Source organism: Phytohabitans houttuyneae (assembly GCF_011764425.1).
Taxonomy (GTDB): domain Bacteria; phylum Actinomycetota; class Actinomycetes; order Mycobacteriales; family Micromonosporaceae; genus Phytohabitans; species Phytohabitans houttuyneae.
The window spans coordinates 1119616-1143547 of record NZ_BLPF01000004.1; the positions used below are offsets into that span (position 1 = coordinate 1119616).

Genomic DNA, 23932 nt, shown 5'->3' on the forward strand with positions numbered 1-23932 from the left:
CACACCCGAAGTGCTTGCATGGTTATTGGAAATGACATCCAATACGAGCAAGAGACGAGAGAGCCCAAGGAGCCCAGTACCGTGAAAATCGCCCTGGTCGGGAAGGGCGGCAGCGGCAAGACCACGCTGGCCGCCCTCTTCGCCCGCCATCTGGCTGGCGGTGGTGCGCCGCTGCTCGCCATCGACGCGGACATCAACCAGCACCTGGCCGCCGCGCTCGGCGCCGCCGAGGACGAGGCGGTGCTGCTGCCCGCGCTCGGCGACCACCTGCCCGACATCAAGGAATACCTGCGCGGGACCAACCCCCGCATCTCCTCGGCCGCGGCCATGGTCAAGACCACGCCGCCCGGCCCGGGCTCCCGGCTGCTGTCGATCACCGGTGACAACCCGATCTACGACGCGCTGGTCCGCGAGGTGGGCGGCATCCGGCTGGCGGTGACCGGCCCGTTCGCGACCGAGGATCTTGGCGTGGCCTGCTACCACTCCAAGGTCGGCGCGGTCGAGCTGCTGCTCAACCACCTTGTCGACGGCGCCGGGGAGTACGTCGTGGTGGACATGACCGCCGGCGCCGACTCGTTCGCGTCCGGGCTGTTCACCCGCTTCGACGCCACGTTCCTGGTGTGTGAGCCGACGCTGCGCAGCGTCGGGGTGTACCGGCAGTACGTCGGCTACGCGCGGGACTTCGGCGTACGTGTCCACGTGGTGGGCAACAAGGTCGACGACGAGTCCGATGTGGACTTCCTTCGCGCGCACGTCGGCGACGACCTGCTGACCTGGGTGGGGCGCTCGGCGTACGTCAAGGCGGCCGAGCGGGGCCGCCCGCAGCCGCTCTCCGCGCTGGAGATCGCTAACCGTGACGCTCTGGACACGATGCGTGAATCAGTCGATGCTTGTCCGAAGGACTGGGCCACCTACACCCGGCAGGCGGTGGAGTTCCATCTGCGCAACGCGACCGCCTGGGCCAACGACAAAGTGGGCGAGGATCTCGCCGACCAGGTCGATCCGGAGTTCGTGCTCGGGCCACACGCGATGGCCCGCTGAGTTGTGGCGCTGCTGCTCGCGAAGCGAGCGACACCGCCCGGAAACGTAAGGAGAGAGCATGTCCCTCGACGTACCCGCCGCCCTGCTGGAGCGCGCCGAGAGCGGCCAGGTCGACGACGCCGAGTTCGTCGCGTGCGTGCGCGAGTCACTGCCGTACGCCTGGGCGGTCGTCTCCGACGTCGCCGCCCGCTCGGCCACGACGACCGCGGAGTTCGCCGACCACGCCGTGCCGCCGCCGAGCGAAAAGGAGCGCGGCCAGCTGCTGCGCGCCCTCGCCAGCGACGCGATCCGGGGCGGGCTGGAGCGGCACTTCGGCGTGAAGCTCGCGTTCCAGAACTGCCACCGGGTGGCCGCGTTCAGGCTGTCCGCGGTCGGCGGCGAGACGTACCAGGACTTCATCTCGCCGGTGGCCCAGCTCCGCAACCAGTCGCCCGAGCTGCGTGACTGCTGATCTCTTCCTGCTCAGCGCGCATGGCGCCGCGGCGACCGTGGATTACGCGGTCGCCGCGGAGGCCGCCGGCTTCGCCGGGGTCTGGCTCGCCGAGCACCACTTCATCGAGTACGGGCGCTGCCCTTCCGCCACCGCGCTGGCCGGCGTGATCCTGGGCCGCACCAGCCGCCTTGTCGTGGGCACCGCCGCGTGCGTGCTCTCCAACCGCCATCCGGTCGCGCTCGGCGAGGAGGCGGTGCTGCTGGACGAGGCGTCCGGCGGCCGCTTCCGGCTCGGCGTCGGCCGCGGCGGACCCTGGGCCGACCTGGAGGTGTTCGGCACCGGCCTGTCCCGGTACGAGCACGGCTTCGCCGAGTCGCTGGACGTCCTGCTCGACTGGGTGTCCGGCCGCGCCACCGTGAGCGCCACGGGACGCCACTTCACCTTCCGCGAGGTGGCCGTCGTACCCAGGCCGCCCCGCCCGCTGCCGGTGTGGGTCGCCGCCACCTCACCGTCGACGGTGGACATCGCGGCCGCGCGCGGGCTGCCGCTGCTGCTCGGCGTGCACGACGACCCGGCCGCGCTGCTCGACCGATATGGACCGTCTGATGTGGAGCACGCCGTGGCGCGGCTCGTGGCGCTGGGGGAGAGCCAGGCCGCCGCCGAGGGCCGGCTCCGCCGCACGTTGCGGCCGTGGTTGGCCACCACGCGGGGGTACCTGCGGCTCGACGGCGCGCCGCCCCGCGACACCGACGCGTACGCCGAGCACCTGATCCGCACCAGCCCGATCGGCACGCCCGCCGCGGTCGCCGAAGGGCTGCTGGCCACCGGTGCGGCGCGGGTGCTGCTGATGGTCGAGGCGGCCGGCGACCGGGCCGCCACCCTGGACCTGATCGCGACCCTGGGTGCGGAGGTCCTGCCGCTGCTCAGCGGTCGTGGAGCGCGGCTTCCAGCGCGTCTCGTACGGCCGGCTGCCGAAACGTGAAGCCGGCGTCGAGCAGCACACCTGGGCGGGCGCGCACGCTGGCGAGGGTCTCCGGCGCCATCTCACCCAGCGCGATCCGCAGCGCGGGCGTGGGGAGCGGCATGATCACCGGCCGGTGCAGCGCCGCGCCGAGCTCCTTCGTGAACTCCGAGTTTCGCACCGGCTCCGGGGAGACCACGTTGACCGGACCGGCGATGTCGTCCCGCTCCAGCACGAACGCGACCGCAAGCAGCCAGTCGACCATCGACACCCACGGCATCCACTGCCGCCCGCTGCCCAGCTTGCCGCCGATCCCCAGGCGGAAGGGGAGCATCTGCGGCTTGAGGTAGCCGCCTTCGCGGTGCAGCGGCGTGCCACTGCGCAGCCGCACGACCCGCACCCCCGCCTCCTCGGCCGGGGCGGTGGCCGCCTCCCACACCTTGCAGAGGTCGGCGAGGAAGCCGGTGCCCGCGGCCGACTGCTCGTCGACGGTGGTGTCGCCGGTGTCGCCGTACCAGTTGATGCCGCCGACGTTGACAAGAGTGGCCGGCCGCCCGCCGGCGGGCAGGGCCGCGAGGGTGCGGGCGAGCGTGCCGGTGCTGTCGACCCGGCTGGCGATCAGCACCCGCTTGTACCGCTCGGTCCACCGGTGGTCACCGATGTGCGCGCCGGAGAGGTTGACCACGGCGTCGTGCGGCGCGAGCGCGGCGGGGTCGAGCGTGCCGGCGGCCGGGTCCCAGGGGATCTCACCGGCGCCCGCGTCCCTGCGCCGCACCAGCCGCGTGACCTGGTGACCGCTCTCGCCGAGCCACTGCGCCAACCGCTGCCCGAGAAACCCGGACGCGCCCGAGATCACAACCCGCATCCGCCCATCCTCTCCCGCCAGCGGCCCCTGGGGGTTGATCAGGGACTTGGTGGGTGGACACGCCGGCCGGCGCGCCCGCCAACTCCCTGATCAACCGCACGCAGTGGGGTGTGAGCTAGGCGAGACCAAGGTCGGCCTCGAAGTGGCCGCCCTCCAGCCGCTCCTTCATGGCGGAGAGGAAGCGGGCGGCGTCGGCGCCGTCGATGATGCGGTGGTCGTAGGACAGCGCGAGGTAGCACATCGAGCGCGGCGTGATGACCTCGCCGAGGTCGGGGTCGTCGACCACGACCGCGCGCTTGACCACCGCGCCGGTGCCGAGGATCGCGGACTGCGGCTTCGGCACGATCGGGGTGTCGAAGAGCGCGCCGCGGCTGCCCGTGTTGGTGAGCGTGAAGGTGGCGCCGGAGATCTCGTCCGGGCTGATCTTGTTGGTGCGGGTGCGCTCGGCCAGGTCGGCGATGCGGCGGGCCAGGCCGGCGAGGTTGAGGTCGCCGGCGTCGCGGATGACGGGCACGAGCAGGCCGCGCTCGGTGTCGACGGCGATGCCCAGGTGCTCGCCGTCCGGGTACGTGACCGTGCCGCCGTCGAGGTCGATCGAGGCGTTGACGATCGGGAACCGGCCGAGCGCCTCGACCGCCGCCACCGCGAAGAACGGCAGGAACGACAGCTTGACGCCGTGCTGCTGCTGGAAGTTGCCCTTGGCCTGCTGGCGCAGCCGGGCGATCTTCGTGACGTCGACCTCGACCACGGTGGTGAGCTGTGCCGAGGACTGCAGCGACTCGTACATCCGCTTGGCGATCGAGATGCGCGTGCGGGTCAGCTTTTCGGTGCGGCCGCGCAGCGGGCTCGGCTCGGACTTGGCCGGGGCCGCCGCCGGGGCGGCCTTCTGCGCGGGCTGGGCGGGTGCGGGCGCCGCCGCGGCGGCCTTCGCCTTTTCCGCCGCCTCCAGCACGTCCTGCTTGCGGATGCGGCCGCCGACACCGGTGCCGTTGAGCGTGGCGAGGTCGACGTTGTGCTCGCTGGCGAGCTTGCGGACAAGCGGCGTCACGTACGCCGTGTCGCCGCCGTTTGCCTGCGCGGAGCGGGCGCCCACGCCACTCGGCTGCGGCTGGGCGGGAGCCGCCTGCGCCTTGGCCGGCTCGGGCTGGGAGGGGCGCGGCGCGGGCTCGGGTGCGCGCTGCGGCTCGGCGGCGGGTGCGCCCTGCGCCTTCGTCGACTCGACGGCCGGTGCCGGCGCGGACTCGGTCACGTGGCCCTCGGACGGCGTGCCCGCGGAGCCGATCACGGCCAGGTCGGCGCCGACGTCCGCGGTCTCGTCCTGCTGGACCTTGATCTCGAGCAGCGTGCCGGCGGCCGGCGAGGGGATCTCGGTGTCGACCTTGTCGGTGGAGACCTCGAGCAGCGGCTCGTCCAGGTCGACGTTTTCGCCGACCTGCTTGAGCCAGCGGGTCACGGTGCCCTCGGTGACGCTCTCGCCGAGCGCCGGCATCTTCACGACAGTGGTGCCACCGCTCGCGCCGGGCGTGCCGCCACCACCCTGCTGCGGCGTCTCGTCCTGGTCGCTGGGCTGCTGCTCCGGCGGGGCGGCCGCGGCCTGCGCCGGTGCCGGCTCCTCCTGTGCGGGTGCCTCCGCGGCCGGCTGCGACTGCTGTGCGGGTGCCTCCGCGGCCGGCTGCGACTCCTGCGGGGTCTCCGCCGGCGCCGCGCCCTGGCCCTCGTCGTCGCCGGAGATGACGGCCAGCTCGGCGCCGACCTCGGCGGTCTCGTCCTCCTGCACGACGATCCGGGTCAGCACACCGGCGGCGGGCGACGGGATCTCGGTGTCGACCTTGTCGGTGGAGACCTCGAGCAACGGCTCGTCGACCTCGACGCGGTCGCCCTCCTGCTTAAGCCAGCGAGTGACGGTGCCCTCGGTGACGCTCTCGCCCAAGCGGGGCATGGGGACGGATACCGGCATCTTTCCAGACTCCTTCAAAGGCTCCGCGGGAAAACTCTAATCAGGCGTGTGCGTGCAACGGCTTGCCCGCGAGCGCGAGGTGGGCTTCGCCCAGCGCCTCGTTCTGCGTCGGGTGTGCGTGCACGAGCTGGGCGACCTCGGCCGGGTAGGCCTCCCAGTTGTAGATGAGCTGCGCCTCGCCGACCAGCTCACCGACCCGCGCGCCGACCATGTGCACGCCGACGACGGGACCGTCGACGAGCCGGACCAGCTTGACGAAGCCCTGGGTGCGCAGGATCTGGCTCTTGCCGTTGCCGCCGAGGTTGTAGTTGTACGCCTGCACCTTGTCGGCGCCGTACTTCTCCTTGGCCTTCGCCTCGGTCAGCCCCATGGACGCGACCTCGGGGTCCGAGTACGTCACGCGCGGGATGCCGGCCTCGTCGATCGGCGCCGGGTTTTTACCCGCGATCTCCTCGGCCACGAAGATGCCCTGCTGGAAGCCGCGGTGCGCGAGCTGGAGGCCGGGCACGATGTCGCCGACGGCGAACACGTTGGGCACGTTGGTGCGCAGGCGCTCGTCGGTGAGGACGAAGCCGCGGTCCATCTTGACGCCCTGCTCCTCGTAGCCGAGGTTGGCCGTGGTCGGGCCGCGGCCGACGGCGACGAGCAGCAGCTCGGCCTCGAGCGTCTCGCCGCCGGCGATCGTCACCCGGATGCCGCTCTCGGTCTGCTCGACCTTTTCGAACGGCTTGCCGGTCTTGAAGCCGATGCCGCGCTTGCGGAACGCCCGCTCAACCGTCTTCGACGCTTCCTCGTCCTCGGCGGCGAGCAGGCGGGGGAGGGCCTCGACGATCGTGACCTCGCTGCCGAGCGAGCGCCACGCGCTGGCGAACTCCACGCCGATCACTCCGCCACCCAGCACGATCGCCGAGCTGGGGACGCGGTCGAGGTTGAGCGCGTGCTCGCTGGAGATGACCCGCTTGCCGTCGAGCTCGAGGCCGGGGAGCGTGCGCGAGTACGACCCGGTGGCCAGCACGACGTTGCGACCGGTGTAGCGCGTGCCGTCGACCTCCACGGTGTCCGGCGCGACGAGGCGGCCGGTGCCCTCGACATACGTGATCTTGGCGGACTTGACCAGACCCTGCAGGCCCTTGTAGAGCTTGGCGACGACGCCGTCCTTGTACGCGTTGACCCCCGCCATGTCGACGCCGATGAGCTCGGCCTTGATGCCGAATGCGTCGGATTCGCGGGTCTGGTCGGCGACCTCGCCCGCGTGGAGCAGCGCCTTTGTCGGGATGCAGCCGCGGTGCAGGCAGGTGCCGCCGAGCTTGTCCTTTTCAATAAGAACGACCGATAGGTCCAGTTGTGCGGCTCGCAGGGCTGTGGCATAACCGCCGCTGCCGCCTCCGAGAATTACTACGTCGAAGGTCTCGCCGCTCATATTCAACTCCCAGGTCGCATCGTTGCTACGCGGGTCTACGCTGTGAAATCCCTCGGCCATCTTGTCACTTGAGAAGGCATCACGCGTCACCGAGGTGCCCAACGACACGTCCGCGGACCTGCTGGCGGCTCGCTGCGTGGGTTCGCCGGGCCGGACGTGGGCGGCCCGCGGGACGTACGCTTGCCGCATTCATCGATAGGGCGCGGAAGGAGAGAGCCGGTGGCCTGGTTTCGTCGGCGCAAGGATTCGGGCGGCGCGCCGGGTCAGCGCGTGGCGAATCGTGCCGATCTGGAGCACCTTGAGGAGTTTGTCCGGTCCCGCCGCGGCGTCGAGGCGTTCATCGAGCCCCGCACCACGGTGACCCAGACGACCGTCCTCCTCATCGCCCACGACGGCGAGTGGACGCGGCGGCGTATCGACAGCCCCGAGGGTGCGCGGCGCTTCGCCCACCGGCTGGCGATCCCGATCTACGACGTGGCGCTGGTCGGCTATCCGCAGCGCATGCGCGACTTCAACGAGCGCCGCAAGAAAGCGGCCGGCGGCGCCGTCTGACGCTTTCCGCGGGCGAGCCCAACCCCCGCGGCGGGTGAGGCCGCGGGAACGCACCCCAAGAAAACGCTCCGCTGCGCTCCACGTTTCCCCGGGGGCCCCGCGCAACGGTCCGGACCACGACGGACGTCGCGGTAGCTCAGATCTTCTTCGGTTTTGCGGGTTTTCAGCCGGCGGTGGCGATGTCGTCGATCAGCGCGAGCAGCGTGCGCACCGGGACGCCGGTGCCGCCCTTGGCCCAGTAGCCGGTCGGCTCGCCCGAGTGGTAGCTCGGGCCGGCGATGTCGATGTGCGCCCACGGCACGTCGTCGGCCACGAACTCGCGCAGGAACACGCCGCCCTGCAGCATGTGACCGGCCCGGTCCATGCCGGCGTTGACCTGGGAGATGTCGGCGACCTCGGAGTCCATTCCCTTGCGCACGTCTTCGGGCAGCGGCATCGGCCACGCTGGCTCGCCGACCTGGTCGCCGGCCGCCTTGACGCGGTCGCACAGCTCGGGCGTACCCATCACGCCGGCCACCCGCTTACCCAGCGCTACCACCTGGCCGCCGGTGAGGGTGGAGGTCTCGAAGAGGTAGTCGCAGGCGTCTTCGCAGGCCCGGGCCATCGCGTCGCCCAGGATCATGCGGCCCTCGGCGTCGGTGTTGAGCACCTCGACCCGCTTGCCGTTGCGCATGGTCACCACGTCACCCGGGCGGTACGCGGTGGCGGAGGCCATGTTTTCGGCCATCGGCACGTACGCGGTGACGGCCACGGACGGCTTGAGCGCGGCGACCGCGAGCATCACGGCGGTGACCGCGGCGGCGCCCGCCATGTCGGACTTCATCTCCCACATGCCCTGTGCCGGCTTGATGGAGAAACCGCCGGTGTCGAACGTGATGCCCTTGCCCACCAGCGCCACGCGCTTGTCGAAGGTCTCCGGCGTGTACGACAGCCGCACCATGCGTGGCGGCGCCGAGGAGCCGAGGCCGACGGCGAGGATCCCGCCGTACCCACCCTCGCGCAGCGCCTCCTCGTCGAGCACCTCGACGTCGAGCCCCGCCTTGCGGCCGGCGTCGGCCACCGCGTCGGCGAACTCGGGCGGGCGCAGTTCGTTCGGCGGGGTGTTCACCCAGTCGCGGGTCTGCGCGACCGCCCGCGCCACCACCTCGGCCCGGGTCACCTCCGCCTCGGCGGCCGCCTCGGCCGCGTCCGGCACGTGCACCACCACCGCGCCCACCGGCGCGCGGCGGCCGGGCTGCGGCTTCGTCTTGTACCCGCTGAACCGGTAAGCACCCAGCAGCGCGCCCTCGGAGACGGCCCGGAGCGCCGCGGGCGCGTCCTCGTCGTCGGGGAGCGGGAGGCTCAGCGCGACCGTGCCGGCGCCGGCGAGCGCGCGGATGGCGGCACCGCCGGCCCGGCGCAGCGTCTCGGGCGGCGGCGCGGCACCGGTCGGCTCGGGGCCGAGGCCCACGGCCGCCACGACCGGCGCCGTGATGGTGCCGAGCGTGGCGAGCTTGGTCACCTCGCCGGGCGCGCCGGTGGCGCCGAGCAGCGCGAGCGTGCCGGTGAGGCGCCCGTCGAAGGCCGCGACGATGCTCTCCGCGCCGCTGGCCAGCAGCAGAGTGCCACCGTCCCCGTCGGCCGCGTCCCCGTTCACGCTGTGCACGCCGATCACGATGGCATCGACGGCGAGCTCGGCGGGATCGGTGTCGACCAGGCTCAGGGTCGGGATGGGGGAGGTCACTCGGCGGCTCCGGCGGGTCTCGCGCTGGCTGGTGTCCCGCCGATGCTAACCACACGGTGAACCTTGGGTAAGTTGCCACCCATGATCGAGCGCAGCGAGGGAATCATTTTGCGAGGTCCGCTTGCGGATTCGCGCGATCTGCGGGCACCTTTGCGGCCGTCCGCAGGAAAGCGGGGACGGTCATGAGCGCAGATTTGCGGCGTTCGGCCCTGCACGAGCGGCACGCGGCGCTGGGCGCGAAGTTCGCCCCGTTCGGCGGCTGGGAGATGCCCCTCGAGTACGCGGGCGGCGGCGTCCTGCGCGAGCACGCGGCAGTGCGCGAGTCGGTCGGCGTCTTCGACGTCTCCCACCTGGGCAAGGCGCGGGTGACCGGTCCGGGCGCGGCCGACTTCGTCAACTCCTGCCTCACCAACGACCTGGGCCGCATCGGGCCGGGCCGCGCGCAGTACACGCTCTGCTGCGACGACGCGACCGGCGGCACGATCGACGACATCATCGCGTACCTGCACGCCGACGACCACGTCTTCCTCATCCCGAACGCGGCCAACACCGCCGAGGTCGTCCGCCGCCTCCAGGCCGCGGCACCGCCGCAGCTCACGGTCACAAACGAGCACGAGGGGTACGCGGTGCTCGCCGTGCAGGGCCCCCGCTCGACCGAGGCCGTCGCCGCACTGGGGCTGCCCACCGACCACGACTACATGAGCTTCGCGACGGTGGACAAGCTGGTGGTATGCCGCACGGGGTACACGGGCGAGCACGGCTACGAGCTGGTGGTGCCCGCCGCGCGCGCCGTCGAGGTGTGGGACCGCCTCTTCGCGGCCACCCCAGACCTGCGGCCGTGCGGCCTCGGCGCGCGGGACACGCTGCGCACCGAGATGGGGTACGCGCTGCACGGACAGGACCTCACCCCGGACATCACGCCGGTACAGGGCCGGGTCGGCTGGGCGGTGGGCTGGGACAAGCCCGCGTTCTGGGGCCGCGACGCGCTGCTCGCCGAGAAGGCGGCCGGCCCGCGCCGCACGCTGCGCGGCCTGGAGGCACTGGACCGCGGCATCCCGCGCGCCCAGATGCGCGTACTGGTCGGCGACGACGAGGTGGGCGAGGTGACCAGCGGGACGTTCTCGCCGACGCGAAAGGTGGGCATCGGACTCGCGCTCCTGGACACGGCGGCCGGCTTGGCCGACGGGGCCGAGGTGGAGGTGGACGTCCGCGGGCGGCGCGCCAGGATGCGCGTGGTCAAGCCACCGTTCGTGCAGCCCCAGGTGCGCTGACGTCCGCGCTGGTCCGGACCAGGGTCTCGGTGCTTTGTGATCGTGGACGCCCGTGGCCCCCGGAGGGACTCAACAGCCCCGGAGGGGCAGCTGACGTCCATGATCTGCATGTGGGATTGGTGCCGGGTGGCGCGGAGGGTGACGGCGGTCGTCGGTCCGTGAAGGCGCGGCGGAAGCGCTGGGTGGTTGCGGGCCGGTACCCCAACGCTTTCCAGGCGGCCCAGAACCCCGGATCGAGGGTCGGTCCACGGGGTGCGCCTGTCGGTGGTCGTCGGGTCGCGGTGGCTCCTGAGCTGGGCGCACCCCGAGGGCGGCCTCGCGTGATCATGGGCTCAGCAGTGACACTCGACTTTCGGCGTCTTCGTGGTCTGGAGTCCTTTCGCGGTCGGGGTGAGCCTTCTTGAGTCCGACCCCGATTGCCGGCCTCACCCTCCGCGGTCGCCGAGCTCAGTCCAGGAGCCCGCACCGGCAGATCTTGGCAAGTTAGCGTCGAAATAACCCGCAAAACTCACCAAGCTTTCGAAGCTCACACCGCCTGCACCTGATCGACAGTCACAGACCGCGATGAGGGACCGCACGTCAGGGCGGGGGCGCTGATCGACTAGCGGACCGGGTCGCCGAAGAGGGTGGCGCACACGCGCGTGTAGTAGGTGCCGGGCGGGCCCTGGTAGTGCTCGGGCGGCCCGACCGTCAGGAACGAGTCGGCGTCCGGGTTGGGGCTCGGGTCCAGCGTCAGCGACAGCTCGGCCGCGCGGTCGGAGCCCTTCTCGGGCGGCGCGCCGTACGCCACGGCGATGTCGTGCCCCGTCACCGTCACCGTGGCGGGGAAGGGCAGGAAGGCAGGCTCGCCGGGTGGCTCCAGCGCGTCGCTCCACGTGCGCAGCAGGCGGCGGGCCACGCCGGTCAGCGTCGCGCCCCAGCCGCGGGTCAGCTGGGCTGGCACGTCGTGTGTCTGCAGCTCCAGCAGCCCGAAGCGGCCCAGCCCCTTGGTCGTGAACCACATGCCTTCGCCGGGTGTGTCGCCCGGCGAGTACGGAATCAGGATCCAGTCGGTGAGTCGCACGCGGCCCTCGGCGTCGGGCAGCGACCGCAGCGCCGTGTCGGCGCTGAGCACCTGGGTCTGGAAGGCGTCGATCAGGTCGGTGCCCAGCGCCTGGGCGAGCGCGGCCGCGACCGCGCGGGCGCTCCACTCGTGTGCCGGCGGCCAGCCGGGGCGGAAGCCGGCGCTGACCGTGATCACGTGCGTGGCGTCGGCGACGCGGTCCACCTGGCCCTCGTCCGCGCCGAAGGCGGACAGCAGATCGAGCGGCAGCGGCGGCAGGTCGTCGACCTCGCGGGTCTCGATCGTCATCAGGGGACCGGCGAGCATCTGCTTGGCCAGGTCTCGGGCGGGCCCGGACACCACGCGGTCGACCGCGCGCGCGGCCAGGTCGGCCACGGCGCCCGGCTCGTCGGGCGGGATCGCGACGGGCACCAGGTAGGTGGCCGACACCGCCTCGGGCACGGGCAGGACCAGCGCGTCGTCGGGCTCTCCCACGCCCATGAACGTTACCCGCTACCGCAGCCGCCGACAGTCCCCCGCACCGTCACCCGAGTGCCAGTCCCACGTATGTGAGCGTTGTGGTGACTTCGATCGCGGCCCCCAGGACATCGCCGGTGATACCACCCAGGCGGCGTACCACGTGGCGGGTGACGACGAGTGCGACGGCGAGGGCGGTGGCGACGGCGACCGGCCCCTGCCAGGGGCGGCCCGGCACCGCGGCGGCGGCCGTGGCCACGACGGCGGCCGTGCCGACCGCGAGCGCGAGCGGTCCCACCGTGCCGGCGACGAGCGCGCCGAGCCCTTCCGGGCGCGCCGCCGGCACCCCGCGTCGGCAGGCCCAGGCGGCGGCGAGGCGACCGGCCGCGGTGGCGGCGACCACGGCGGCCAGCGTGGCGGCCCACGGGCGGGCTGGGAGCGCGGCCAGCGCCGCGGCCTGGACGAGCAGCGCGAGCACGAGCGTGACCACGCCGAACGGGCCGACGTCGGGCTTCTTCATGATGTCGAGCGCCGCCGCACCCGAGCGGTACGAGCCGAGCGCGTCGGCGGTATCCGCCAGCCCGTCCAGATGCAGGCCGCGGGTGAGCAGCGCGCCGAGCGCGACGGTGACCGCGCCGGCGACCAGCGGTGGCGCGCCGGCCCGGTCAAGCGCGAGGAGCGCGCCGGCCAGCGCGGCGCCGAGTGCCGCACCCACAACGGCCGCGAGCGACATCGCCGCGCCGGCCGCCTCCCGATCCACCCGGCCGGCCCGCACCGGCAGCACCGTGAACGTGGTGACCGCCAGCCGCGCGCCGGCCCCCACGCCGTCAGGAGGCGGCCACCTCGGGCTCGGGGGCGGCCGGGTGCGCGGGCAGTGACGCGGACAGGCGGAGCGCCGCGCGCAGCAGCGGGAGCGCCGCCAGCGACGTGACACCCTCGCCGAGGTCGAGGCGGAGGTCGAGCAGCGGCTTGAGGCCCAGAACGTCGGCGGCGTGCTTGACCGCCGGGTTGCCGCCGTGGTCCGGCAGCAGGCACCAGTGGCGCGCCTGGCCGGCGAGGTCGCGGCTGACGATGGCGGCGGCCACGCCGACCGGGCCGTCGAGCAGCACCGGCGTGCGGCGGGCGGTCGCGCCCAGCAGCACGCCCGTGGCGATCGCGATGTCGCCGCCACCCACCTCGGCCAGGATGTCCTTGGCGCCGCGCGGGCTCTGGCGGGAGCGGTGCATCGCGTCCCGTACCGCCGCGCAGCGGGCCATCCACGCCGCGTCGTCGATCCGCCCGCCCGCCGTGACGACCCGACCCAGCACCGTGACCGGCTCGGCGCCGGCGCCCGCCGCCAGCACCGCCGCCGCCGCGGCCTCCGTGCCGATGCCGCAGGCGGCCAGCACTATCAGGTCGACTCCCGAGTCGGCGGCCTCTTCGGCGAGCCGCCAGCCGTACCGCAGCGCCGCCTCCACCTCGTCCGCCGCGAGCGCCGGGCCGTCCTCCATCGGCGCCGCCCGCAGCGCCGGCACCACCTGCAGGCTCGCGCCGGCCTCCGCGGCGAGGCGGGCGAGTGCACCCTCACCGGCCCGGGCAGCTTCGACCCGCCGCGCCGACTCACCCGACGTCGTGCCGGCGGCGGCACCGCCGTCGTGGTCACCATGAAGCAGGAGTACGCGCACCGACTCCCACGCCGCGGGTACAGCGACTCCCTGCGTCCCCGCCGCGAACGACACCACCTCGGCCAGCGCACCGAGTCCCGAGCCGGCGAAGTCGAGCGTGGCGAGTCGGTCGGTCGCCTGCGGACCCGCGTACTCGTCCGGCATCGGCAGGTCCATGCCCGGCTGGATGACCAGGCCGGTGGAGACCATCGGCAGCGTCATCGTCGGCGCGGAGAGCGCGTCAGCCACCGGGGGCGGTGGCGTAGCGCCGTTCGTGGGAGGAGGCGTGGGCACCACCACCGGCGCCGCGGCCACGGGTGCGGGAGTGGCCGGCGCGATCACGTCGGGCAGTGCCACCGGCCGCGCGGAGGCGTCGTTGAGCTTGAGCCAGCTCGGCTGGCCGGCCACGACCAGCGCGACCGCGTCACTCGCCTCCGCGACCGCCCGGTTGGCCTCGCCCAGCGCGTCGGCGAACGCCCGCCCCACCTTGGTCGTCGGCACCAGCGCGAGCCCCACCTCGGGGCTGACCACGACCAGCCGGGCACGGCAGCCACGCACCGCGTCGGCGAGCGCGTCGGGCCGGCCGCCCTCCGGCAGCCGCCCGGTCACCCAGCCGCCGAGGTCGTCGACGAGCAGCGTCTCCTCCGCGCCCGCGGCCGTGATCAGCTCGACGAGCTGAGCGGGGTCGGAGCCGATCTCCTCCGTTACCCACGAACCCGGCCGCCGCTCGCGGTGCGCCTCGATGCGCGCGGCCCACTCGGGGTCGTCGCCATTGGACGTACCGGTCGCCACATAACGGACAACAGGCGCCTTGCTCACCAGCGACTCGGCAAACTCCGACTTGCCGGACCGGATGCCACCGAGCACCAGTGCGGTACGCCACCCCTCAACGGACATGCTCGTACCTTAGATCGGTCCGCTGGACGCCATGGGCGGGGCACTAGGCTGGCGGGGGTCGTCGGGTGGATGGGGGTTCGAAAATGCCGTGGAGCTGGCGGTACGAGGGCACGGACGGGCGGGCGGTGGCCGGGCCGGCCGAGCAGTTCGGCAGCCAGGCCGACGCCGAGTCCTGGATCGGGCAGAGCTGGCGTGAGCTGGCCACGGCCGGCGTGACCTCGGTGGTCCTGGTCGAGGACGACCGGGTTGAGTACAAGATGAGTCTCATGCCGAGCGCGGAGTGAGCCTCGGCCCCCGGCGGGACACGGTGGCGGGCATTCCGCGGGAGGCGTTCCGGCCGAGTGTCGTCTTTCTCTGCCTGGTGGCGCTCTTCCTCACCAGCGGCTGGATGACATGGGCCGAATTCGGCAACGTGCGGCTCGACGTCTTCCTCTTCGTGGTCTCCGGGTGGCTCGTCTCGCTCTGCATCCACGAGTACGCGCACGCGGTTGTCGCCTTCGCGGCCGGCGACCGCAACGTCGCGCACCGTGGCTACCTCACGCTCAACCCGCTCAAGTACAGCCACCCGTTGCTGTCGATCGTGCTGCCCGTGGTCGTGGTGCTCCTCGGCGGCATCGGTCTGCCCGGCGGCGCGGTGTGGATCGACCGGCACGAGATACCGGGACGGCTGCGGCACACGCTGGTCAGCCTCGCCGGCCCCGCGACAAACGTCGTTTTCGCGCTGCTGCTGGTGATCCCGTTCGCGGTCGGCGTGGACGCGATGGCACACCACGACTTCTGGGCCGCGGTGGCGCTGCTCTGCTTCCTCCAGCTCACCGCCAGCGTGCTCAACCTGCTACCGGTTCCGGGCCTCGACGGCGGCAACATCATCCAGCCGTGGCTCTCGCCGCAGTGGAAGCGCGGCTACGACATCCTCGCGCCCTACGGCTTCATCCTGCTCTTCGCCCTGCTCTGGAACCCGCGCATCGCCGGCTGGTTCTTCGGCGGCGTCGACGCCGTCGGCAACGCCTTCGGCCTCCCGGAGTGGCTGAGAGACGACGGCTTCGACCTGATCCGCTTCTGGTCCTGAGGCGGGTTGTCGCTCTGGGTTCTGGGCAGGGCGACCCGCTCCGGGCGGTCAGGCTTGATCCCTGCGCGGCTCACCCTGCCCCAGAACCTCTGCGGTCGCTCACCGTGCGCCTGTCACGGCTTTGCGCCGTTATGCCCAGCGGTGAGTTCTCGGGTTACGGGCGCTGGGCGACCTGGGCGGTTTTATCGGGGTCGCGCTCGACGATCGGGTTGACCACCTCGTCGATCGCCTTGAGCACGTCGGCCTCCAGCTTGACGCCGGCCGCCTTCGCGTTGTCGTGCACCTGCTCGGGCGGGTGGCGCCGACGATCGCGGACGAGACGTTCGGGTTTTGCAGGACCCACGCGATCGCGAGCTGCGCCATCGTGAGGCCGGTACCCTCGGCGATGGGCTTGAGGCGCTGCACGGTGGCGAGCACCTCGTCGCTCATGAAGCGCGCGATGAACCCGGCGCCCGACTTTTCGTCCGTGGCACGCGATCCGGCCGGCGGCGGCTGGCCCGGCAGGTACTTGCCGGTGAGCACGCCCTGCGCGATCGGCGACCACACGATCTGGCCGATGCCCAGCTCCTCGCAGGTGGGCACGACCTCGGCCTCGATGACCCGCCACAGGATCGAGTACTGCGGCTGGCTCGACACAAGGTGAATCTTCAGCTCGCGGGCCAGCTCGTGCCCGCGGCGGATCTGGTCGGCGCTCCACTCCGAGACGCCGATGTAGTGGGCCTTGCCCGCGTGCACGATGTCGGCGAACGCCTCCATCGTCTCCTCCAGCGGCGTGCTCACGTCGAACCGGTGCGCCTGGTAGAGGTCGACGTAGTCGGTCTGCAGGCGGCGCAGCGAGCCGTTGATGGACTCCATGATGTGCTTGCGGGAGAGGCTGCGGTCGTTCGGGCCGGGCCCGGTCGGCCAGTAGACCTTCGTGAAGACCTCCAGCCCTTCGCGGCGCTCACCTTTGAGCGCGCGGCCGAGCACCGACTCGGCGCGGGTGCCCGCGTACACGTCGGCGGTGTCGAACGTGGTGATGCCCACGTCGAGGGCGGCGCGCACGCACGAGAGCGCGGCCTCCTCCTCGACCTGGGAGCCGTGGGTGATCCAGTTGCCGTACGAGATCTCGCTGACGAGCATGCCGGAACGGCCAAGGTGACGGAACTCCATGGCCCCTAACCTACTCAGAGGACCGGCTTGGTATCCGCGAGGAGTCGATCTATCTCGTCCATCACATCGCCGCGGCTGGGGTGGACCGGGTCGATCAGCGGTTCGCCGCGGCGGTCGAGGGCGCCCCACTTGCCGTTGCCGTTGCCGATGAGGAAGGCCACCGGGTGGATGACCACCGCCGGGTGTACGGGCGGCACGATAAGCCGCCCCGCCTTGTCCACGACGCCCTTGCGGCCACCACCGTCCACAATGGCCAGACCCTCGTCGGTGAAGCCGTCCACGTACCGCCCGTCGGTCAGCGCGGTCGCGAAGCCGGAGAAGCGGGTGGGCAGTACCACCTTGCCGGTCTTGTCCACCGCGCCCCAGCCGCCCTTGCGCACCGCGGCGATGCCGCGCCGGAACGGGCGTACGTCGTCGAAGCCCTCGGAGATGACGATGCGGCCGCTCTTGTCGATCGCGATCCAGCTGCCGTTGCCGTCGCGGGACACCCAGGCCAGGCCGTCGGAGAACGAGCCGACCCCGAGGTACCCGGCCGACGCCGTGATCAGCTGCTGCCCCTCCTCGTCGATCAGCTCCCAGGTCTGCGCCTCGGGGCGGCGCACCCAGGCCACCTGGTCGCGGAAGGGCTGCACGTCCGCGTACTCCGGCGGCACGACGAACTCACTCTCCGCGTTCGTGTACCCCCAGCGCTGCACCCGGTCGTGGAAGGCCGGCGCCGGCGGCCGGTGGATCTGCAGGATCTCGTCCTTGGAACGCGGGTACGGCCCCCACCCGTTTTCGGCCACCTTGTTGAAGACCGCGTCCAATGCGAGCTCGGTGCGCGCGATGAGCCCTGGGTCCTCGACCTTGCGCAGCTCGAGGGCCCGTTCGAAGTGGTTGCACGCCTCGATGTACCGGCCCTGGTCGTAGCTGGAGCGCCCGGCGTGCTCGTGCATGGTGGCGCGGAGGCGGTCGGGCAGCTCGGAGGAGTTTGCCTCCTCGAAGAGCTGGTCGGCCTCGGCGAAGTCGCCCCGCCACTGCAGCACGTGCGCCAGCCGCGCCTGTGCGATCGCGATCCGCCGCAGCTCGCCGGTCGCCTCGGCGTGCGCCAGGGCCAGCTTGCCGTCGGACAGCGCCTTGCCGAGGTCACCGAGGATGCGGGAGACCACGGCGCGGAGGCTGAGCAGGCGCGCGCGGGCGCGGTTGTCGGTGGCCGGCTCCAGCTTTTCGCTCAGCCTGTCGCGGATCTCGCGCAGCTCCTCGGGGTTTTCCACGAGCTCGCGCAGCGTCTCGTGGTGGAAGCGCCACTCGTACGCCGCGAGCACCTGCTCCGGATCGGGCAGGTTGTCGGCGGGTTCGGCCGCGCTCTCGGCGGCCTCGCTTCCCGGCGGCGGTCCGCCGGCGCCCGGCACACCGCCGGCGGCCGGCTTCGCGGCGCCGTCGCGGGGCACGATCGGCGCGAGCATCGTCGGCGCCCGCAGCGCGGTCGCCGCACCGGCGGCCGGTCCGGCGGGCGCGGGCAGGACGGTGTCGGGGCTGGCCTCCGCGACCGGCCCATCGGTGTCGGCGGCGTCCGCGGACGGGTCCTCGCCGCCCGGCACGCCTTCCGGGCCGCCGGAATCGGCCGCACCGGGCTCGCCGCCACCATCGTCAGGCGCGTCGATCCGCGTGTCCGGGTCGGCGCCGCTCCAGGCCTCCTCAGCGCCCGCCCGAGCACCAGCGCCGTCGCCGCCCCACGAGTCGCCGTCGGGCGCGGCGGTGCCGGGTGGCGCCGTACCGATGCGGGCGGTCGCCTCCCCGCTAGGCGGCGCGGACACCGGGCTGGCGAGCGCGGCGGCCGGAGAGACAGGTACGGCGGACACGGGCGCCGGCGACACTGGCCCGGCCGGGGACACCGGTGGCGCCGTGGCGAGGTCCGAGCGATCCATCGACACCTCTCCCGTGGGCTCCGGCGACGTCGGGGCCGGGGAGCGGGGGTGAACCAGCCGGCCCCGTCGGAGGACGAAGGCTTTTGGCGCGATGCGGCCTCGGCGGGCGGCGACTCGCTCCCGGCCGGCGGCACATCGCGGTCGGTGGGCGCGCCAGGCTGCCCGTGCTTCGCCGGCGGCAAGCCCTCACGCTCGCCCGGCGGGCGGTCCCTGTCGGCCGGTGACCGGTCGCGGTCGGCCGCGGGCTGACCACCGCCCGGCGGACGGTCTCTTTCGGCTGGTGACCGGTCGCGGTCTGCCGGCGGCTGACCACCGCGCTCCGGCGGCACCCAGCGCATCGGTCGGGCCGGCTCGGGGAACGGTGCCACCGCCGGCCGCGACGACTCGACGATCGGCGCCGCGGCACTCGCGGCCGCGGGTGGGACGCGGTCCGGAGGCTGGGCACGTCCCGTCTGGGCGCGACCGCTCGCCGGCTGCGCCCGGTCGTCCACCCGCTGTCCGCGGCCCTCGGCCGTCTGGGCGCGGCCTTCCACCGGCCGTCCCCGGCCATCAGCCGGCTGCCCATGACCGGGACCAGGCTGCGCCGCCCGGCTGTCCCCGGCCTGTCCGTGCCCAGGACCGGGCTGCCCGTGGCCAGGACCGGGCTGCCCGTGGCCCGCAGCGGGTTGTCCACGGCCGGGACCGGGCTGTTCGTGCGCCGGGCCAGGCTGCCCGCCGCCCGGAGCTGGCGCCTGACCTCGGCCGGGTGGCGTGGCTCGGCCCGCCGCCGCGCCGCCTTCCCAGCCGGGCCGTCCGCCGCCGGCCTCGAACCGCTCGTCCGGGCGGCCGTCACGACCCGCCCACGCCTCGTCTCGTGGCCCGCCGCGGCGGTCGCCGCTGCCCGCACCCGGGCCGGCCCACCGCTCGCCGCCTGAGTCGACCCTCGCGCGGCCTTCGCGCGGGCCAGGCGCCGCACGCCCGCCGGTCGGCTCCGTGGCCCAGCCCTCGCGCGCCGCGGGCTGGCGGCGCTCTCCGCCCCAACGCTCGTCCGGCCCGCCACGCCCACCCGGCCCGGCCGCGGACCCGCCCCAGGGGCCGTCCAGAGGCGTGCCGCGGCCGGCTCCGGACTCGCCCCGACGGTCGTCCGGCGGTGCGCCGCGTCCGGCTCCCGAATTGCCCCAGCGCTCGTCCGGCCCACCACGGCCGCCCGACCCCGCTCCGGCGCCACCCCAACGCTCGTCCGGCGGCGCGCCACGGCCCGCTGCCGAGTCATTCCAGCGCTCGCCCGGCCCGGCGGCCGGTTCAGCCCAGCGTTCGTCAGGCGCACCTCGCCCACCCGGCGGGCTGCCGCGGTGCCGCTCGTGCCCGCCTGGACCGGATGCGGCGCCGGACCAGCGCTCGTCGACCCGGCCTCGGCCGCCGGGACCGCCGCTCGGATCCGCCCATCCGTCGCCCGGCCCACCAGGACCGGCCGCGGGACGCCGGTCACCCTGTCCGGAGGCCGCGGGACGCCGGTCACCGGGCCCGTCCGACCAAGGCTCGTCCCGACCACCGCGCCCACCGGGGCCGGGGGCCACACCGCGACCGCCACCGTGGCTGCCCGGCACCTGCGCGCTGCCCCGACTGCCACGGCCGTCGCGGGCGGGGGAAACCGGTCGCGGATCCTGGCCCCGGCTGTCCTCGCCGGCCCAGCCGTCGCGGCCGTCCGCCGGCCAGCGGTCGTCGTGGCGGCCCGGCGCGTACCGAGGGTCCTGCTCAGGTGCGCCACGGCCACGCTGGTCGCGCCCCTGGTCGGGGCCGACGGGCTGGCTGCTGCCACGTGCGGCGGCCGGGCGGCGACCCGGTGCGGGCGGCGGCGTCCACCGGATGCCGCCACCGCTCGGCGGCGGCACGGGCAGACCACGATCCGCCGCGGGCGACAGAGGCTTGGCCACCGGCTGGTCGGCAGGGCGGGCGCTCGCCGGGCGCACACCGGCGCCGGAGTGTGGCACGGAGGCGGACCCGCGGCCCGAGGTGCCCGTGCGGCGCGGGCCGAGGTCGTCGGCCTCGTCGGGCGGCAGCTGGTCGCGGCCGGTGTCACCGGGATAGCGCAGGCTGGGGTGCAGAGCCTGCCACTCGTCGGTGCTCTCGTGCACCCACGAGGGCTCGTCCGGGCCCCGCCGGTAGCCGAGGAAGTCCTCGCTCACATCGCCTCCCGAGGGAGGTGAAGGCCGGGTTTGGTGGTCGCGCTCGGCCGCGAGCCCGTCGTGGCTTCGCTCACGGCCGATCTCACCTCGTCGGAAAAATGTGTCGCTGTGCCCTCGCATGCACCGGATAGAGTCTCTCGGCTCGGGTGCTGTGCGGTCGTGAAAGAGGGTATCGGCGTGGATTCGGTCAACGCCACTAGCGCCCGGTGGGTACATCAAAACGTTGTCGTGTCCTTTCGGACATTTGCCGCCATAACCGGATCGGGGTTCCGCCGGTATTCCACCTACCGACAGGCAACCGTCGCCGGCGCGTTCACAAACACGGTCTTCGGCTTCCTCCGCTGTTACGTGCTTCTGGCCGTCGCGGACGCGACGGCCCAAGGCCTCGCGGGTGGTTACGACCGCGCGCAACTGGCCACGTTCGTCTGGGTCGGGCAGGGACTGCTTGCCGTGGTACTGCTGTGGGGCTGGACCGAGCTCGCCGACCGCATCCGCACCGGTGACGTGGCCGGCGACCTGCTGCGTCCGGTCAGCCCGGTGCTCAGCTACCTGGCTACCGACGTCGGCCGGGCCGGCCACGCCGTGGTCACCCGGCTCGTCCCGCCGGTGGTGACCGGCCTGATCTTCTTCGACATGTACCTCCCGCGCCGCTGGGCCACCGTGCCGCTCTTCGTGGTCTCCATGGCACTCGCGGTGGTGGCCTGCTTCGGCTGCCGGTACCTGGTCAACGCCTCCGCCTACTGGCTGCAGGACGTGCGCGGGCCGATGATCGCCTGGACGCTCGGCTCGGGCGTGCTCGCCGGCCTGTACTTCCCGCTGCGCTTCCTCCCCGACTGGGCGGCGGTGGCGCTGTGGGTGGGCACCCCGTTCCCCAGCCTGCTCCAGACGCCGCTCGACGTGATCGTGGAGCGCGACCCACCCGCACTGCAGGCCGGCCTCGTGGCGCTCCAGGCGGTGTGGGTGGTGCTGCTGCTCGCCCTGTGCCGCTGGGTGCAGCGCCGCGCCGAGCGGAAGCTGGTGATCCAAGGTGGTTGACCTGCGGCCGTACGTGGCGCTTTTCCGTGGCCAGGCGCGCTCACTCGCGTCGTACCGTGCGTCGTTCGTCTTGGAGCTCAGCACAAACGTCTTCGCCACCGTGATGGATGTGCTGACCGTGCTGGTGCTGTTCCGCGTCAGCCGTACCCTCGGCGGCTTCACGCTCCACGAAGCGCTGCTGATGGTGGGCCTCTCGTCGTGCGCGTTCGCCACGGCGGACCTTGCGGTCGGCAACATCGAGCGGATCAAGTTCTACGTGCGCACCGGGCTGCTGGACGCGGTGCTGGTACGCCCGCTCGGCGCCCTGCCCCAGCTGCTGCTCATGGACCTGCCGCTGCGCAAGCTCTCCCGCTGCGCCTTCGGCACGGGCGTGCTCGCCTTCGCGGCGGCCACGGCCGGCGTCGACTGGACGGCGGGACGGGTGGTGCTGGTGGTGGCGGCGCCACTGGCGGGTGCGGTGTTCTTCGCCGCCATCTTCGTGGTGAGTGCGGCGGTGGCGTTCTGGTGGGTGGAGACCGGCGAGATCGGCAACGCGTTCACCTACGGCGGGCGCGACTTCACGTCGTACCCAATAACTGTCTACAGTGGATGGTTTCGGCGCCTCTTCGCGTACGGCGTCGGCTTCGCGTTCGTCGCCTACTACCCGGCGCTGGCCCTCCTGGGCCGGACCGACCCGCTTGGCCTGCCGGGGTGGGTGGGGTACGCGGCGCCGTTGGTCGCCGTGGTCGCGGCCACGGCCGCCACCGCCGTGTGGCGGGTCGGCATCAGGCACTACCGGAGTACGGGGTCATGACGGTGGTCATCGAAGCACGCGGCCTGCGCAAGGAGTTCACGGTGCGGGTCAAGGCCGGTCGGCTGCGCCGCGAGAAACGGGTCGTCGCCGCGGTCGCCGGTGTGGACCTGCGCGTGGAGCGCGGCGAGATGCTCGGCTACATCGGGCCGAACGGGGCCGGCAAGTCCACCACCCTCAAGATGCTGACCGGCATCCTCACGCCGTCGGCGGGCGAGGCGCGGGTGTGCGGGCTGGTACCCGTCCCGCAGCGCACACGCCTGGCGCGGCGGATCGGCGTGGTGTTCGGCCAGCGCTCGCAGCTGTGGTGGGACCTGCCGCTGCGCGACTCGTTCGACCTGCTGCGCCACATCTACCGGGTACCGGCCGCCGACCATGCCGCCCGCCTGCGCCGCTGCCGGGGGCTGCTCGACCTGGACGAGTTCATGGACACGCCGGTGCGGCAGCTGTCGCTCGGCCAGCGGATGCGCGGCGAGCTGACCGCGGCGCTGCTGCACGGGCCGGAGGTGCTCTTCCTGGACGAGCCGACGATCGGGCTCGATGTGGTGAGCAAGCAGGCGGTGCGTTCGTTCCTGTCCGACCTGGGCGCGGGTGGCGACGTCACACTGGTGCTCACCACGCACGACCTGGCCGACATCGAGCGGCTGTGCCGGCGGCTCGTCGTGATCGACCACGGGCGGGTGGTGCACGATGGGAGCATCGAGGCGCTGCACGCCCGGTACGGCTCGCGGCGCCGGGTCGTCGCCGACCTTGACGAGCCGGTCGCCGCACCGCCGGAGGGCGCGGTGGTGGAGGCGGACGGGCGGCGGCTGGTGTTCACAGTGGACGGTCCGGCCGCGCCGGTGATCGCCCGCCTGGCCGCCCTGCCGGCGCTGCGCGACCTCACGATCGAGGAGCCGGACATCGAAGAGGTGGTGACCCGCCTCTACCTCAGTCAGGGTGCTCCATGACCAGCACGACGAGCGTGTCCGGCTCCAGCGCCTCGTACACGTGCTCCACGTCGCCGGGAAACGCGGCGTAGTCGCCCGGTCGGAGCTCGACCGGCTCGGCGGCCGGGCCGGTGCGCACCCGCCCGCGGGCCACGATCATGTGCTCGACGCTGCCCGGGATGTGCGCCTCCGCCTTGCGCAGCGCGCCGGGGTCGAGCTCGACGAGGTAGATGTCCCGCCGCGCGTGGCGCGAGCCGACCGAGAGCAGGATGCCGGTGAAGTCGGCCTGTTCCGAGCGGACGCCGGGCGCCTCGCCGGCGCGGATGACCCGCACGGCCGGCGTGGGCGGCTCCACCAGCCGGCTGAACGGCACGCCGAGCGCGACCCCCAGTGACCAGAGCGTCTCCACGCTGGGGTTGCCGGTGCCCGCCTCCAGCTGGGAGAGCGTCGACTTGGCGATCCCCGCCCGCCGCGCCAGCTCGGTGAGGGAGATGCCGGCCTTGTCCCGCTCGCGGCGCAGGGCGGCGGCGATCGTGGCGAGCGGAGGTGCTGTTCGGTCCATCGTCCGATCCGTTCGACTTGACGAACACGGGGTTGTGTGTT

General features: G+C 73.2%; 19 protein-coding genes and 2 pseudogenes. 11 read left to right on the forward strand and 10 right to left on the reverse strand.

Features of this window, described 5'->3' with window-relative positions; translation table 11 throughout:
• Positions 1 to 81 precede the first annotated feature (81 nt).
• From Phou_RS47215 to Phou_RS47225, 3 genes are read left to right on the forward strand one after another with little or no spacing between them, the layout of a single operon-like run.
• Positions 82 to 1041 (forward strand): ATP-binding protein, encoded by a 960-nt coding sequence (locus tag Phou_RS47215; RefSeq protein ID WP_173070832.1) that lies wholly within the window; start codon positions 82 to 84, stop codon positions 1039 to 1041.
• Positions 1042 to 1099: 58 nt separating this feature from the next.
• Entirely contained in the window at positions 1100 to 1492 is a 393-nt protein-coding gene (locus Phou_RS47220; protein ID WP_173070834.1) for an SCO5389 family protein, read from the forward strand.
• Complete coding sequence (locus Phou_RS47225; protein WP_173070836.1) at positions 1482 to 2456, forward strand: LLM class flavin-dependent oxidoreductase; 975 nt, start codon at positions 1482 to 1484, stop codon at positions 2454 to 2456. The genes Phou_RS47220 and Phou_RS47225 overlap by 11 nt, the downstream gene beginning before the upstream one ends.
• On the opposite strand, the gene Phou_RS47230 is transcribed toward Phou_RS47225, so the two are convergent.
• The 3 genes from Phou_RS47230 to lpdA form a co-directional block, all read right to left on the reverse strand.
• Entirely contained in the window at positions 2398 to 3300 is a 903-nt protein-coding gene (locus tag Phou_RS47230) for a TIGR01777 family oxidoreductase (protein ID WP_173070838.1), read from the reverse strand. The two genes, Phou_RS47225 and Phou_RS47230, sit on opposite strands and share 59 nt — an antisense overlap.
• A 115-nt stretch (positions 3301 to 3415) precedes the next feature.
• Positions 3416 to 5257: a 2-oxoglutarate dehydrogenase, E2 component, dihydrolipoamide succinyltransferase gene (sucB, locus tag Phou_RS47235; RefSeq protein WP_173070840.1), complete on the reverse strand. Its 1842-nt coding sequence runs from the start codon at positions 5255 to 5257 to the stop codon at positions 3416 to 3418.
• A 40-nt stretch (positions 5258 to 5297) separates the two neighbouring features.
• Positions 5298 to 6677, reverse strand: a complete 1380-nt coding sequence (gene lpdA / locus Phou_RS47240; RefSeq protein WP_246274718.1) for a dihydrolipoyl dehydrogenase — start codon at positions 6675 to 6677, stop codon at positions 5298 to 5300.
• Between the two features lie 219 nt (positions 6678 to 6896).
• Between lpdA and Phou_RS47245 the strand changes: the two genes are divergently transcribed.
• Positions 6897 to 7229 (forward strand): hypothetical protein, encoded by a 333-nt coding sequence (locus Phou_RS47245; protein ID WP_173070844.1) that lies wholly within the window; start codon positions 6897 to 6899, stop codon positions 7227 to 7229.
• A gap of 163 nt (positions 7230 to 7392) precedes the next feature.
• Here Phou_RS47245 and Phou_RS47250 read toward each other — a convergent pair whose 3' ends face one another.
• Positions 7393 to 8952 (reverse strand): leucyl aminopeptidase, encoded by a 1560-nt coding sequence (locus Phou_RS47250; protein WP_173070846.1) that lies wholly within the window; start codon positions 8950 to 8952, stop codon positions 7393 to 7395.
• 182 nt (positions 8953 to 9134) lie between these two features.
• Between Phou_RS47250 and gcvT the strand changes: the two genes are divergently transcribed.
• Positions 9135 to 10223: a glycine cleavage system aminomethyltransferase GcvT gene (gene gcvT, locus Phou_RS47255; RefSeq protein ID WP_173070848.1), complete on the forward strand. Its 1089-nt coding sequence runs from the start codon at positions 9135 to 9137 to the stop codon at positions 10221 to 10223.
• Between the two features lie 601 nt (positions 10224 to 10824).
• On the opposite strand, the gene Phou_RS47260 is transcribed toward gcvT, so the two are convergent.
• The 3 genes and pseudogenes from Phou_RS47260 to Phou_RS47270 all read right to left on the reverse strand — a co-directional run.
• Positions 10825 to 11760 (reverse strand): hypothetical protein, encoded by a 936-nt coding sequence (locus Phou_RS47260; protein ID WP_173070850.1) that lies wholly within the window; start codon positions 11758 to 11760, stop codon positions 10825 to 10827.
• Between the two features lie 49 nt (positions 11761 to 11809).
• Complete coding sequence (locus tag Phou_RS47265; protein WP_173070852.1) at positions 11810 to 12565, reverse strand: adenosylcobinamide-GDP ribazoletransferase; 756 nt, start codon at positions 12563 to 12565, stop codon at positions 11810 to 11812.
• 13 nt (positions 12566 to 12578) lie between these two features.
• Positions 12579 to 14282 (reverse strand): annotated as a pseudogene (locus Phou_RS47270) (bifunctional adenosylcobinamide kinase/adenosylcobinamide-phosphate guanylyltransferase); the annotation flags it as partial.
• An 83-nt stretch (positions 14283 to 14365) separates the two neighbouring features.
• Between Phou_RS47270 and Phou_RS47275 the strand changes: the two are divergent.
• Entirely contained in the window at positions 14366 to 14566 is a 201-nt protein-coding gene (locus tag Phou_RS47275) for a hypothetical protein (protein WP_173070856.1), read from the forward strand.
• Positions 14563 to 15351 (forward strand): site-2 protease family protein, encoded by a 789-nt coding sequence (locus Phou_RS47280; protein ID WP_246274720.1) that lies wholly within the window; start codon positions 14563 to 14565, stop codon positions 15349 to 15351. The genes Phou_RS47275 and Phou_RS47280 overlap by 4 nt, the downstream gene beginning before the upstream one ends.
• Positions 15352 to 15505: 154 nt before the next feature.
• On the opposite strand, the pseudogene Phou_RS47285 reads toward Phou_RS47280, so the two are convergent.
• Both Phou_RS47285 and Phou_RS47290 read right to left on the reverse strand, forming a co-directional pair.
• Positions 15506 to 16503: pseudogene (locus tag Phou_RS47285) on the reverse strand (aldo/keto reductase family protein).
• A gap of 14 nt (positions 16504 to 16517) precedes the next feature.
• On the reverse strand, positions 16518 to 18410 hold the full coding sequence (locus Phou_RS47290; RefSeq protein WP_246274722.1) for a WG repeat-containing protein: 1893 nt from the start codon (positions 18408 to 18410) through the stop codon (positions 16518 to 16520).
• A 563-nt stretch (positions 18411 to 18973) separates the two neighbouring features.
• Between Phou_RS47290 and Phou_RS47295 the strand changes: the two genes are divergently transcribed.
• From Phou_RS47295 to Phou_RS47310, 4 genes are all read left to right on the forward strand, one after another.
• Positions 18974 to 19324, forward strand: a complete 351-nt coding sequence (locus tag Phou_RS47295; protein ID WP_173070858.1) for a hypothetical protein — start codon at positions 18974 to 18976, stop codon at positions 19322 to 19324.
• 1428 nt (positions 19325 to 20752) lie between these two features.
• Positions 20753 to 21610, forward strand: coding sequence for an ABC transporter permease (locus Phou_RS47300; protein ID WP_173071541.1), 858 nt, complete (start codon positions 20753 to 20755; stop codon positions 21608 to 21610).
• Entirely contained in the window at positions 21603 to 22403 is an 801-nt protein-coding gene (locus tag Phou_RS47305) for an ABC transporter permease (protein ID WP_173070860.1), read from the forward strand. Before Phou_RS47300 ends, Phou_RS47305 begins: the two co-directional genes overlap by 8 nt.
• Positions 22400 to 23350 (forward strand): ABC transporter ATP-binding protein, encoded by a 951-nt coding sequence (locus Phou_RS47310; RefSeq protein ID WP_173070862.1) that lies wholly within the window; start codon positions 22400 to 22402, stop codon positions 23348 to 23350. Before Phou_RS47305 ends, Phou_RS47310 begins: the two co-directional genes overlap by 4 nt.
• Here the strand turns inward: Phou_RS47310 and Phou_RS47315 are convergent.
• Positions 23331 to 23891, reverse strand: coding sequence for a helix-turn-helix domain-containing protein (locus Phou_RS47315; protein WP_173070864.1), 561 nt, complete (start codon positions 23889 to 23891; stop codon positions 23331 to 23333). The two genes, Phou_RS47310 and Phou_RS47315, sit on opposite strands and share 20 nt — an antisense overlap.
• Positions 23892 to 23932 lie beyond the last annotated feature (41 nt).